The 13,423-nt window shown below is 51.4% G+C and carries 10 protein-coding genes; 7 read left to right on the top strand and 3 right to left on the bottom strand.

Going from position 1 to position 13,423, the window contains the following annotated elements; translation table 11 throughout:
* Window positions 1–4: 4 nt before the first annotated feature.
* The 3 genes from cyoA to ACH0WD_RS05970 all read right to left on the bottom strand — a co-directional run bounded on the left by cyoA (window position 5) and on the right by ACH0WD_RS05970 (window position 3,511).
* Window positions 5–961, bottom strand: a complete 957-nt coding sequence (gene cyoA / locus ACH0WD_RS05980) for a cytochrome o ubiquinol oxidase subunit II (RefSeq protein WP_001239449.1) — start codon at window positions 959–961, stop codon at window positions 5–7.
* A 452-nt stretch (window positions 962–1,413) separates the two neighbouring features.
* On the bottom strand, window positions 1,414–2,889 hold the full coding sequence (ampG, locus tag ACH0WD_RS05975; protein WP_000098472.1) for a muropeptide MFS transporter AmpG: 1,476 nt from the start codon (window positions 2,887–2,889) through the stop codon (window positions 1,414–1,416).
* A 43-nt stretch (window positions 2,890–2,932) separates the two neighbouring features.
* Window positions 2,933–3,511 carry a lipoprotein gene (locus tag ACH0WD_RS05970; RefSeq protein ID WP_001537832.1) on the bottom strand — a complete coding sequence of 193 codons (579 nt, stop codon included), beginning with the start codon at window positions 3,509–3,511 and terminating at the stop codon, window positions 2,933–2,935.
* A gap of 303 nt (window positions 3,512–3,814) precedes the next feature.
* Here ACH0WD_RS05970 and bolA point away from each other — a divergent pair, with 303 nt between their 5' ends.
* The 7 genes from bolA (at window position 3,815) to ppiD (ending at window position 13,353) form a co-directional block, all read left to right on the top strand.
* Window positions 3,815–4,132, top strand: a complete 318-nt coding sequence (gene bolA, locus ACH0WD_RS05965) for a transcriptional regulator BolA (RefSeq protein ID WP_000973433.1) — start codon at window positions 3,815–3,817, stop codon at window positions 4,130–4,132.
* Between the two features lie 346 nt (window positions 4,133–4,478).
* Window positions 4,479–5,777 carry a trigger factor gene (tig, locus tag ACH0WD_RS05960; RefSeq protein ID WP_001198403.1) on the top strand — a complete coding sequence of 433 codons (1,299 nt, stop codon included), beginning with the start codon at window positions 4,479–4,481 and terminating at the stop codon, window positions 5,775–5,777.
* Window positions 5,778–6,023: 246 nt separating this feature from the next.
* A complete protein-coding gene (clpP, locus tag ACH0WD_RS05955) occupies window positions 6,024–6,647 on the top strand; it encodes an ATP-dependent Clp endopeptidase proteolytic subunit ClpP (RefSeq protein ID WP_000122257.1) in 624 nt (207 codons plus the stop codon).
* A 251-nt stretch (window positions 6,648–6,898) separates the two neighbouring features.
* The gene (gene clpX, locus ACH0WD_RS05950) at window positions 6,899–8,170 is read left to right on the top strand and encodes an ATP-dependent protease ATP-binding subunit ClpX (protein WP_000130314.1); all 1,272 of its coding nucleotides are present in this window, start codon (window positions 6,899–6,901) and stop codon (window positions 8,168–8,170) included.
* A 185-nt stretch (window positions 8,171–8,355) separates the two neighbouring features.
* On the top strand, window positions 8,356–10,710 hold the full coding sequence (gene lon / locus ACH0WD_RS05945) for an endopeptidase La (RefSeq protein ID WP_001067723.1): 2,355 nt from the start codon (window positions 8,356–8,358) through the stop codon (window positions 10,708–10,710).
* A 190-nt stretch (window positions 10,711–10,900) separates the two neighbouring features.
* On the top strand, window positions 10,901–11,191 hold the full coding sequence (gene hupB, locus ACH0WD_RS05940) for a nucleoid-associated protein HU-beta (protein WP_254888479.1): 291 nt from the start codon (window positions 10,901–10,903) through the stop codon (window positions 11,189–11,191).
* Window positions 11,192–11,481: 290 nt separating this feature from the next.
* A complete protein-coding gene (gene ppiD, locus ACH0WD_RS05935; protein WP_000969432.1) occupies window positions 11,482–13,353 on the top strand; it encodes a peptidylprolyl isomerase in 1,872 nt (623 codons plus the stop codon).
* The last annotated feature ends 70 nt before the right edge of the window (window positions 13,354–13,423 follow it).

Genomic DNA, 13,423 nt, shown 5'->3' with positions numbered 1-13,423 from the left:
TTCCTCAACCCTTGGAGTTGGCGGATTCCGCGTGGCTCATGTCCATACCTTCCATTCCTTCATGCGAGCTGTGCTCACCTTCAGGTTGGGTCATGTCCATGCTCTTACCGTGGCCCATGAATTTGTTAATAACGTCCTTGAACAAATCTGGTTTCACGCTGGAGAAATATTCCACCTTGTTGTACTCGCTTGGCATAGCCACTTTCTCGAACGCCGCCATATCATTCATGGTGTTCGGAGACTGCTTCGCTTTTGCGACCCATTGGTCGAATTCTGCGCGGTCTTTGGTGGCGATAGCTTTAAACTTCATACCAGAGAAGCCCGGGCCGCTATAGCTGGCGGAGATGCCATCGTAGGTTCCGGGTTCGTTGGCGATCAGATGCAAACGTGTTTGCATACCAGCCATGGCATAAATCTGGCTACCCAGACGCGGGATAAAGAAGGAGTTCATCACGGAGTTGGAGGTCACTTTGAAATAAACCGGCGTGTTCGCCGGGAAGGCGATCTCGTTGACGGTGGCGATACCCTGCTCCGGATAGATGAAGAACCATTTCCAGTCCATGGAAACCACTTCGATGGTGATCGGTTTTTCGTCATGCGCCAGCGGCTTGCTTGGTTCAAGCGCGTGCGTGGTTTTCCAGGTCAGTACGGCAAGGAAAATGATGATTAAGATAGGCACCGTCCAGACCACGGCTTCCACTTTATTGGAGTGTGACCAGTTCGGGCTATACTTCGCATCCTTATTACTCGCACGATACTTCCAGGCGAAACCAACAGCCATCAAGATGGCGGGAATAACGACGATCAACATCAGGCCAAATGCCGTCAGTATCAGCGAACGTTGCTCCAGTCCAATCTGTCCTTTGGGATCCAGCAGCGCAGAATTACAGCCACTGAGTAATGCAGTGCCTGCAATTAATGACAACCATCCCAAACTTTTATTGTATTTCCTGAGTCTCATTTAACGACCTCAATTCCACGGGACCTGGTGGCGTTTAAAGTGTAGGGGCATTTTACGGTAAGGTTACATTACTGTAAACATGATTGGTTCTGTGTTACCAAGTTCTGCCGCGCATGTCACATATGTTGCCAAGTATGTCGAAATAACTTTAAGACACTGTTGAAACTTTGCGTTATAACGGATGAGGTCTGTAAGTGGGATGTTGAGGGATAATTGGTATAACCAATGTAAAAATAAAACAATTACTTAACAATTTATTATCAATAAAAGGACAATCAACGGCAGAAATTTAAATTTAATCGGCTGAATCGTGTAAAGAAAATAGGTAGCGTAGAAATTACCAATAATTTCCAAAATTCTGTTGCGCACAAAAAGACAAATATATTTTTTATCAATTGATGGTTATTTAGCCGTTATAATTCCGGGTCGTTATTACAACGGCAAATAATGTTTTACAGCAGGCGTGTTTTTCGTAGCGCCAGGTAGTCCAGCAACCCGCCAAAGACAATGCCGCACACGGCAATCGCTACCGCAGTCTCAAGCAATCCGGACAGGAATGAGAAGTTAGTGTAATCCAACGCGTTCATGGTCAGCAGGAGTACCCAGACCGCCAGCAAAGCGACGCCCGCGAGCAGGATTGAAAGCGCGAAATTGTAGGCGCCACGGTATTGCGTGCGGGGAATAAAACGCTCGTTCTGCCAGCTATATTCCAGCGTTTGCCGACAGACCAGCAACAGTAACAGCCCGGGAACGGCGGCAACAACCGAGAAGAGGTAGAATGTCGGCCAGCCGTGCGCTTCAACGAACCAGCCCGCTACAGGACCAACATAAACGCGGCCTACTGCGGAGAGGGCCGACAGTAGGGCAAACTGTGTTGCGGAAAACGACTTATTACATAGCGTCATTAATAAGGCGACAAAGGCGGCAGTACCCATCCCGCCGCACAGGTTTTCGAAAAAGACCGCCGCGCCCATGCTGAACATGTTTTTATCGGTAATGGAGAGCAACCAGTAACCGGCGTTGGACGCGCCTTGCAAAATGCCGAAAATCAGCAGCGCGCGAAACAGCGAAAGACGCTGCATTAATATGCCGCCGTATAACGCGCCGACGATCGTCGCCAGCAGGCCCAGCGTTTTATTGACCACGCCGACTTCGCCGGCGTCAAAGCCGACGCCGCGAATCAAAAAGGTGGTGGTCAGGCTCATGGCGAAGGCGTCACCCAGTTTATAAAGCACAATGAGCAGTAAAATCAGCCAGGCGTTATTACGGCCAAAGAAATCGCGTAGCGGCGCGACGACGGCCTGTTCCAGCGATTTCGGGGACGGGATAGTATCGGTCGGTTCCGGCGCCAGTAAGGTGGCGATAATGCAGGGGATCAGCAATGCCGCCATCAGCCAGTACATGCCCTGCCAGCCGAGCCAGCGATCGGCCAGCCATAGCGCCAGTCCGCCGGAAACCAGCATACCCAACCGGTAGCCAAGCACGCTGATTGCCGCGCCAGCGCCGCGTTCTTCTGCGGGTAAAACATCGGTTTTCCAGGCGTCGAACACGATATCCTGCGAGGCGGAGCAAAAAGCAATCACCACCGCCAGTGCCGCCATCCAGCGTAGTTGCGTGCCGGGTTCAAGAAAGCCCATCGCCGCAATCGCCGCCAGTAACAACAGTTGGGTGGCGAGTAACCAACCGCGACGACGACCTAAAAAAGGCGGCGTGTAGCGGTCCATCAGCGGGGACCAGAGAAACTTAAACACATAGGCCTGACCAACCAGCGAGAAGAAGCCAATCGTTTTAAGATCGATATTCTCGACGGTCATCCACGCCTGTAGCGTACCGGAGGTGAGCGCCAGCGGGAGACCGGAGGCAAAACCCAATATCAGCAGAATGGCTGAACGCGGTTGCTGGAAAATACGTAAATATTGACTTGACATAGGCATCTACAGACCCGGCTTCTGCCGGGTCTTGTTGTTGCTATTAACGGGCGTTTTGCTTGATAAAATCGTGAATACTGGTGTCCTGAGACATATCAGCGATAGTATCGGTCAGAACACTGTTCACCGCGTCGGCAATATTCTGGTTAGAGGCCTGGAACGCCCCTTCAATAGAGTAGTTGGCGCGATAGTTTTTGGTCATCTTGCTGCCATTTGCCGCGGTCGCAATAATCGCGATATCCGCTTTGGTCGCGATGTTGTAGCGCACGCTGCCCTGGGAAACATCAGCATACAGTTGGTTAACAATAATCTGCAGATTAACCGCGCCGTTAGGCCCGATCATATAGCCCCGCGCCGTCATCTGTTTTTCCAGGACTTCTTGTAACAGGAAGCGTAAATCGCGGGAGGCGGTTAACGTTACCAGTTGGTTGTTACGCGTGACTTTCGCTAACGCCTGATCCTGGCGCTGGTCCGCGCCGGTAATGCTAACGGTGACGCCCATCAGGCTCGGGTCCTGCTGTGGCAAGGTGATCTTCGGCGCGACGTCAATGGTCGTCGGCGGTGTGGCGCATCCTGCCAGCATAAACAGAGCGACTAACGGAAAGAGAAGTTTTTTTAACATATTCAGGCTCTCAATGACGCTTAAAACGTGATAGGTAAAAATTCCCGCCATCATAACACCGCTAACGGCGAGGGGAAGTGGTCAACGCAGGTAAATTCGTCGTAATGTCCGATTTGGTATTGATAACGGCGCGAGCGGGGATTTTGAGCGCTAAAAGAATGATTAAGGCAGTAAACTTCATACGTTTGGCTGAAATAATCAGACGAAAGCTAAATTTTTGTTGTCATGCTGTAATGGAAACGGTAAAAGCGGCTAGTATTTAAAGGGATGGGTGACATCACAGCGTTGTCGGAGGAGATTTTCATGATGATACGTGAGCAAATAGAAGAAAAATTAAGGACAGCGTTCGACCCCGTGTTTCTCGAAGTTGTGGATGAAAGCTATCGTCACAATGTTCCTGCAGGATCGGAAAGCCATTTTAAGGTCGTGCTGGTGAGCGATCGCTTTACAGGCGAACGTTTTCTTAATCGTCATCGGATGATTTACGGTACGTTAACGGCGGAACTCTCCACAACCGTACATGCGCTGGCACTGCATACTTATACCCTCAAAGAGTGGGAAGGGTTGCAGGATACTATCTTCGCGTCGCCTCCTTGTCGCGGCGCGGGAAGCATCGCGTAGCAAAACGGATTTGCAACTACCTCCGCTTTTCCAGTATGTTGCTACAGAATTATGTGAAAACGGCCTGCGGGCCGTTTTGTTTTGTCTGAATTTTGAGCGTGTCGTACAGTATTCAGACAAAAATTAGCCGAGAATTGTGAAAACCGCCGCAGCATCGCACAATCACCGTTCTCGACTCACAAAAGTGATGCCGCTATAATGCGCCGTCTTATATATGAACGTCTTCGGGATGATTCTGACGACAGGGAATGTGATTGATTATGAGAACATCCCGGTTCCGCGAAGCAAATAGCACGTGCTTGCGGAGTAGAGTTGACCGAGCACTGTGATTTTTTGAGGTAACAAGATGCAAGTTTCAGTTGAAACCACTCAGGGCCTTGGCCGCCGTGTAACGATTACAATCGCTGCTGACAGCATCGAGACCGCTGTAAAAAGCGAGCTGGTCAACGTAGCGAAAAAAGTACGTATTGACGGCTTCCGTAAAGGCAAAGTACCGATGAATATCGTCGCTCAGCGTTATGGCGCTTCTGTTCGCCAGGACGTGCTGGGCGATCTGATGAGCCGCAACTTCGTTGACGCGATCATCAAAGAAAAAATTAACCCGGCAGGCGCGCCGAACTATGTTCCGGGCGAATACAAAGTGGGTGAAGACTTCACTTACTCCGTCGAGTTTGAAGTCTATCCGGAAGTTGAGCTGACTGGCCTCGAGTCCATCGAAGTTGAAAAGCCGGTTGTTGAAGTCACCGACGCTGACGTTGATGTGATGCTGGACACCCTGCGTAAGCAGCAGGCGACCTGGAAAGAAAAAGACGGCGCTGCGGATGCGGAAGACCGCGTGACCATCGACTTCACCGGCTCTGTAGACGGCGAAGAGTTCGAAGGCGGCAAAGCGACCGATTTCGTTCTGGCGATGGGCCAGGGTCGTATGATTCCGGGCTTTGAAGACGGCGTTAAAGGCCACAAAGCTGGCGAAGAGTTCACTATCGATGTGACCTTCCCGGAAGAGTACCACGCTGAAAACCTGAAAGGTAAAGCGGCTAAGTTCGTTATCAACCTGAAGAAAGTTGAAGAACGCGAACTGCCGGAACTGACCGAAGAATTCATCAAACGTTTCGGCGTTGAAGATGGTTCCGTAGCCGGTCTGCGCGCTGAAGTACGTAAAAACATGGAACGCGAGCTGAAAGGCGCGGTGCGTAACCGCGTTAAGTCTCAGGCGATCGAAGGTCTGGTAAAAGCTAACGACATCGACGTACCGGCTGCGCTGATCGACAGCGAAATCGACGTTCTGCGTCGTCAGGCTGCGCAGCGTTTTGGTGGTAACGAGAAACAGGCTCTGGAGCTGCCGCGCGAACTGTTCGAAGAACAGGCTAAGCGTCGTGTAGTTGTCGGTCTGCTGCTCGGCGAAGTCATTCGTACCAACGAGCTGAAAGCGGACGAAGAACGCGTTAAAGGCCTGATCGAAGAGATGGCGTCTGCTTACGAAGATCCGAAAGAAGTGATTGAGTTCTACAGCAAAAATAAAGAGCTGATGGACAATATGCGTAACGTCGCTCTGGAAGAACAGGCTGTTGAAGCGGTTCTGGCAAAAGCGAAAGTGTCTGAAAAAGCCACTTCCTTCAATGAGCTGATGAACCAGCAGGCGTAATTTTTCGCGTTAAAAGCACGAAATTTGCACAAAAACCCGTCACCTTTCAGTGACGGGTTTTTTTTGTCACGCATTTTGCATGGTAAGGGTGCGAAAACCGCGTTTCAGTGTTAGCGTTAGAGCAAAAGATTGTTATGCTTGAATTATGGCGATGCCGTACCCATTACAGAGGGACTGGCTGATAATCCGTCCATCAGGTTACAATCAGTACAGCAGATTTTTTCAATTTTTATCCAGGAGACGGAAATGTCATACAGCGGAGAACGAGATAATTTGGCCCCTCATATGGCGCTGGTGCCGATGGTCATTGAACAGACCTCACGCGGTGAGCGCTCTTTTGATATCTATTCTCGTCTACTTAAGGAACGCGTCATATTTCTGACCGGCCAGGTCGAAGACCATATGGCTAACCTGATCGTGGCGCAGATGCTGTTCCTGGAAGCGGAAAACCCGGAAAAAGATATCTATCTGTACATTAATTCTCCTGGCGGCGTAATTACTGCGGGGATGTCCATCTATGACACCATGCAGTTTATTAAGCCAGACGTCAGCACCATTTGTATGGGACAGGCGGCCTCTATGGGGGCGTTTCTGCTGACTGCCGGGGCGAAAGGCAAACGTTTCTGCTTGCCGAACTCTCGCGTCATGATCCACCAGCCGCTGGGCGGCTATCAGGGCCAGGCGACGGATATTGAAATTCACGCCCGCGAAATTTTGAAAGTAAAAGGGCGCATGAATGAACTTATGGCGCATCATACGGGGCAATCTCTTGAGCAGATTGAACGTGATACTGAGCGCGATCGCTTCCTCTCCGCGCCTGAAGCGGTAGAGTACGGTTTGGTTGACTCAATTTTGACCCATCGTAATTGATGCCCTGGACGCAAGTGTGCCGCTATACACTTCATCCTTTACGCTACCTCGGTGTTGGCTGCCAGCGCGCCTCCCAGTGACTTACTTATGTAAGCGCCTGCGGAGTCGCTGAGTTGCCGCCTTGATGTAGCTCGAATGATTTTGTGTATATACTAATGAAGGGCGGCACAACGCTGATTAGCGGCTTGCGCCTGAGAATGGCATTTGCGTCGTCGTGTGCGGCACAAAGAACAAAGAAGAGGTTTTGACTCATGACAGATAAACGCAAAGATGGCTCGGGCAAATTGTTGTACTGCTCTTTTTGCGGCAAAAGCCAGCATGAAGTGCGCAAGCTGATTGCCGGTCCATCCGTGTATATCTGCGACGAATGCGTCGATTTATGTAACGACATTATTCGCGAAGAAATTAAAGAAGTTGCTCCGCACCGTGAACGTAGTGCGCTGCCGACGCCGCATGAAATTCGTACTCACCTGGACGATTACGTTATCGGCCAGGAGCAGGCGAAAAAAGTGCTGGCGGTGGCGGTCTATAACCACTACAAGCGTCTGCGTAACGGCGATACCAGCAATGGCGTCGAGTTAGGCAAAAGCAACATTCTGCTGATTGGACCGACCGGTTCCGGTAAAACGCTGCTGGCGGAAACGCTGGCGCGCTTGCTGGATGTGCCGTTCACTATGGCGGATGCAACCACGCTGACCGAAGCGGGTTACGTGGGGGAAGACGTCGAGAATATCATTCAGAAACTGTTGCAGAAATGCGACTACGACGTGCAAAAAGCGCAGCGTGGGATTGTCTACATTGATGAAATCGATAAGATTTCGCGTAAATCAGACAATCCGTCCATTACCCGCGATGTTTCCGGCGAAGGCGTACAGCAGGCGTTGCTGAAACTGATCGAAGGCACTGTCGCCGCGGTTCCACCGCAGGGCGGTCGCAAACATCCGCAGCAGGAGTTCTTACAGGTAGATACCTCTAAGATTCTGTTTATCTGCGGCGGCGCGTTTGCCGGTCTGGATAAAGTGATCGCTAACCGTGTTGAAACCGGCTCCGGCATTGGTTTTGGCGCGACGGTGAAAGCGAAGTCCGACAAAGCCAGCGAAGGCGAGCTGTTGTCGCAGGTTGAACCGGAAGATTTGATCAAATTTGGTCTGATTCCTGAGTTTATCGGTCGTTTGCCAGTGGTAGCGACGCTGAACGAACTCAGCGAAGAAGCGCTGATTCAAATCCTGAAAGAGCCGAAAAATGCGCTGACCAAGCAGTATCAGGCGCTGTTTAACCTGGAAGGCGTCGATCTGGAATTCCGTGACGAAGCGCTGGACGCTATCGCCAGGAAAGCAATGGCGCGTAAAACCGGTGCCCGTGGTCTGCGTTCTATCGTCGAAGCAGCGCTGCTGGATACCATGTACGATTTGCCATCTATGGAAGACGTCGAAAAAGTGGTGATCGACGAGTCCGTTATTGCCGGTCAGAGTAAGCCGTTGCTGATTTACGGCAAACCGGAAGCGCAGGCTTCTGGCGAATAATTAAACATTCATACAATCAGTTAGCCAAAAAAGGGGGGATTTTATCTCCCCTTTCGTTTTTCCTGTAAACACGCCGTTGAATGTGTGGGAAACATCCCCATATACTGACGTACATGTTATAGGTGGTATGGAGCACAGCTATACTATCTGATTACCTGGCGGACACTAAACTAAGAGAGAGCTCTATGAATCCTGAGCGTTCTGAACGCATTGAAATCCCCGTATTGCCCTTGCGCGATGTGGTGGTTTATCCGCACATGGTCATACCCTTATTTGTAGGGCGGGAAAAATCTATCCGTTGTCTGGAAGCGGCTATGGACCATGATAAAAAAATCATGCTGGTCGCCCAGAAGGAAGCATCAACGGATGAGCCGGGTGTAAACGATCTTTTCACCGTCGGGACCGTGGCCTCTATTTTGCAGATGTTGAAACTGCCTGACGGCACCGTAAAAGTGCTGGTCGAGGGGTTACAGCGCGCGCGTATTTCCGCGCTGTCTGACAACGGCGAACATTTCTCCGCGAAGGCGGAGTACCTTGATTCGCCAGCCATTGATGAGCGAGAACAAGAAGTGCTGGTGCGTACCGCTATCAGCCAGTTCGAAGGCTACATCAAGCTGAACAAAAAAATTCCGCCGGAAGTGCTGACGTCACTCAATAGCATTGACGACCCTGCACGTCTGGCTGACACCATCGCCGCGCATATGCCGCTGAAACTGGCGGATAAACAGTCCGTACTGGAGATGTCCGACGTTAACGAACGTCTGGAATATCTGATGGCGATGATGGAATCTGAAATTGATCTGCTGCAGGTTGAGAAACGCATTCGCAACCGCGTGAAAAAGCAGATGGAGAAATCCCAGCGCGAGTACTATCTGAACGAGCAAATGAAAGCGATTCAGAAAGAGCTTGGCGAGATGGACGACGCGCCGGACGAAAACGAAGCGCTGAAGCGTAAGATCGACGCGGCGAAAATGCCGAAAGAGGCGAAAGAGAAAGCGGAAGCGGAACTGCAGAAGCTGAAAATGATGTCTCCGATGTCGGCGGAAGCGACCGTGGTGCGCGGCTACATCGACTGGATGGTGCAGGTGCCGTGGAATGCGCGTAGCAAGGTCAAAAAAGACCTGCGTCAGGCGCAGGAAATCCTCGATACTGACCATTATGGTCTGGAGCGCGTGAAAGACCGCATCCTTGAGTATCTCGCGGTTCAAAGCCGTGTAAATAAAATCAAGGGGCCGATCCTGTGTCTGGTGGGGCCGCCGGGGGTAGGTAAAACCTCGTTGGGCCAGTCCATCGCTAAAGCAACAGGGCGTAAATACATCCGTATGGCGCTGGGCGGCGTGCGTGATGAAGCGGAAATCCGCGGTCATCGCCGGACTTACATTGGCTCTATGCCGGGTAAACTGATCCAAAAAATGGCCAAAGTGGGGGTTAAAAACCCACTGTTCCTGCTCGATGAGATCGACAAAATGTCTTCTGACATGCGCGGCGATCCGGCTTCCGCACTGCTGGAAGTGCTGGATCCAGAGCAGAACGTGGCGTTCAGCGATCATTACCTGGAAGTGGATTACGATCTCAGCGATGTGATGTTTGTCGCCACCTCCAACTCCATGAACATTCCGGCGCCGCTGCTGGATCGTATGGAGGTGATCCGTCTGTCCGGTTATACCGAAGATGAGAAGCTGAATATTGCTAAACGTCACCTGCTGCCGAAGCAGATCGAGCGTAACGCGCTGAAGAAAGGCGAACTGACGGTCGACGATAGCGCGATTATCGGTATTATCCGCTATTACACGCGTGAAGCGGGCGTGCGTAGTCTGGAGCGTGAAATCTCCAAACTGTGCCGCAAAGCGGTTAAACAACTGTTGCTCGATAAGTCGTTAAAACATATCGAAATTAACGGTGATAATCTGCACGACTACCTCGGTGTCCAGCGCTTTGATTATGGCCGCGCGGATAGCGAAAACCGCGTAGGTCAGGTGACGGGGCTGGCGTGGACGGAAGTGGGCGGAGATCTGTTGACCATCGAAACCGCCTGCGTCCCGGGCAAAGGCAAGTTGACCTACACCGGCTCGCTCGGTGAAGTGATGCAGGAATCCATTCAGGCGGCGCTGACCGTGGTGCGTGCGCGCGCGGAAAAACTGGGTATTAATCCGGACTTTTACGAAAAACGCGATATCCACGTTCACGTGCCGGAAGGCGCAACGCCGAAAGACGGTCCAAGCGCCGGTATCGCGATGTGTACCGCGCTGGTTTCCTGCCTGACCGGTAATCCGGTGCGCGCAGATGTGGCAATGACCGGCGAGATCACGCTGCGTGGTCAGGTGTTGCCGATCGGCGGCCTGAAAGAAAAACTGTTGGCGGCGCATCGCGGCGGGATTAAAACGGTCTTAATTCCATTCGAAAATAAACGTGACCTGGAGGAAATTCCGGACAACGTGATTGCCGATCTGGATATTCACCCGGTTAAGCGCATTGAGGAAGTTCTGACGCTTGCTCTGCAAAACGAACCGTCTGGAATGCAGGTTGTAACCGCAAAATAGTGACCTCGCGCAAATAGCGCTAATAAAAACAGGGCTGGCAGGCTATTTCGGACTTGCCAGCCTTTTTTTGTATAGCTAATTTAGATGGTTGATTGGGTCTGCCACCATTAACGGGTGTTGTAAGGGCGTGGCAGGCCTGATATAACTGCTGCGCGGTCGTACTTCGAAGGATTCAGGTGCGATATAAATTATAAAGAGGAAGAGAAGAGTGAATAAATCTCAACTGATCGAAAAAATTGCTGCAGGGGCTGATATCTCTAAGGCTGCGGCTGGACGTGCGTTAGATGCGATTATTGCTTCTGTTACCGAATCTCTGAAAGAAGGGGATGACGTTGCACTGGTAGGCTTTGGTACTTTTGCTGTTAAAGAGCGTGCTGCCCGTACTGGTCGCAACCCGCAAACAGGTAAAGAGATCACCATCGCCGCTGCCAAAGTGCCGAGTTTCCGTGCAGGTAAAGCGCTGAAAGACGCGGTAAACTAAGCGTGATCCCCTCGGGGGATGTGACAAAGTACAAGGGCGCATCAACTGATGTGCCTTTTTTATTGGCGATTCGGGACTTTCTGTGCGTTGCGGGCTGACAATTGCCCTCGTTTCTTGTCACAATAGGCTTTTGTGCGCCGCGTTCAGAAAATGCGATGCGCGTGAAGTCTCTATACGCAAATCATTCAGGTTGCGTCGACGCGGCGACTGAGCGAATCACTCGGTAGCCAGCGGAGAAGCCGCCTGAAAGATAAAGTGTAAAGTCACCTACAGCGGAGTGTGGTTACACCATGATGGACAGCTTACGCACGGCTGCAAACAGTCTCGTGCTCAAGATTATTTTCGTTATCATTATCGTGTCGTTCATTTTGACCGGCGTTAGTGGTTACCTGATTGGCGGAAGCAATAACTACGCCGCAAAAGTGAATGGCCAGGAAATCAGCCGGGCACAGTTTGAGAATGCGTTTAATAACGAACGTAACCGTATGCAGCAGCAGTTGGGCGACAGGTATTCTGAACTGGCGGCCAACGAAGGTTATATGAAAAGCCTGCGCCAGCAGGTGCTGAATCGTCTGATAGATGAAGCGCTGTTGGATCAATATTCCCGCGAACTGAAACTGGGCATCAGCGATGAGCAGGTAAAGCAGGCGATTTTCGCCACTCCCGCTTTTCAGGTGGACGGTAAGTTTGACAACAACCGCTATAACGCGATTGTGAATCAGATGGGAATGACCGCCGATCAGTACGCTCAGGCGCTGCGTAACCAGCTTACCACTCAGCAACTGATCAACGGCGTGGCCGGTACTGATTTTATGCTGAAAGGGGAAACCGACGAACTGGCGGCATTAGTCTCTCAACAGCGCGTGGTGCGTGAAGCCGTTATTGATGTCAACGCGCTGGCGGCGAAGCAGCAGGTGACCGATCAGGAAGTGTCCAGCTACTACGATCAGAATAAAGTCCGCTTTATGACGCCGGAACAGTTCCGCGTAAGCTATATCAAGCTGGATGCCGCGACGATGCAGGCGCCGGTCAGCGATGCGGATATTCAGGCCTATTATGACCAGCATGTAGATCAGTTTACTCAGCCGGAGCGCATTCGTTACAGCATTATTCAGACCAAAACGGAAGATGATGCGAAAGCGGTACTGGATGCGCTGAACAAGGGCGAAGATTTCGCCACGCTGGCGAAAGAGAAATCTACCGATATCATCTCTGCGCGTAATGGCGGCGACATGGGCTGGCTGGAAGAGTCTGCCACGGTGCCGGAACTGAAAAACGCCGGATTAAAAGAAAAAGGTCAGATATCTGGCGTGATTAAGTCGTCTGTCGGTTTTCTGGTGGCGCGTCTGGATGATATTCAGCCTGCCAAAGTGAAACCGTTAAGCGAGGTTCGCGACGACATTGCCGCGAAAGTGAAACAAGAAAAAGCGCTGGATGCTTACTATGCGTTGCAGCAGAAGGTGAGCGATGCGGCAAGCAACGACAATGAGTCGTTAGCAGGCGCTGAACAGGTCGCTGGCGTAAAAGCCGTTGAAACCGGCTGGTTTAGTCATGACACCTTACCGGAAGAGCTGAACTTCAAACCGGTAGCCGATGCTATCTTTAATGGCGGCCTGGTAGGCGAAAACGGTACGCCGGGGCCGAATTCAGACATTATCACCGTAGATGGCGACCGGGCTTTTGTTGTGCGCGTGAGCGAACATAAACCTGAAGCCGTGAAGCCGTTGGCAGAAGTGAAAGAACAGGTCACTGCCCTGGTGAAGCATAACAAAGCGGAACAACAGGCGAAGCTGGATGCGGAAAAACTGCTGGTCGAGCTGAAAGCGGGCAAAGGCGCGGAAGCGATGAAAGCGGCGGGTCTGAGTTTTGGCGAGCCTAAAACGTTAAGTCGTACCAGTCAGGATCCGGTGAGTCAGGCGGCCTTTGCGTTAAGCCTTCCGACGAAAGATAAGCCAGTTTATGGCGTGGCGAACGATATGCAGGGTAACGTCGTTCTGCTGGCGTTTGACGAGGTGAAAGCGGGCGCCATGCCGGAAGCGCAGAAAAAAGCGATGGTGCAGGGCATCACGCAGAACAATGCGCAAATTGTCTTTGAGGCGCTGATGAGCAATCTGCGTAAAGAGGCGAAAATCAAAATCGGCGACGCTCTGGAACAGCAGTAATCGTCGAGGCGCTTCGCAAAAAATTGCAAAACGTTGTATCCCACAAAGGCCGCTTTCGCGGCCTTTTCCA

The organism is Salmonella sp. 2020_1395, from assembly GCF_043848115.1.
GTDB lineage: Bacteria > Pseudomonadota > Gammaproteobacteria > Enterobacterales > Enterobacteriaceae > Salmonella > Salmonella enterica.
Note: the sequence above shows the minus strand (reverse complement) of the source record. Positions and strands in the feature narration are given on the sequence as shown.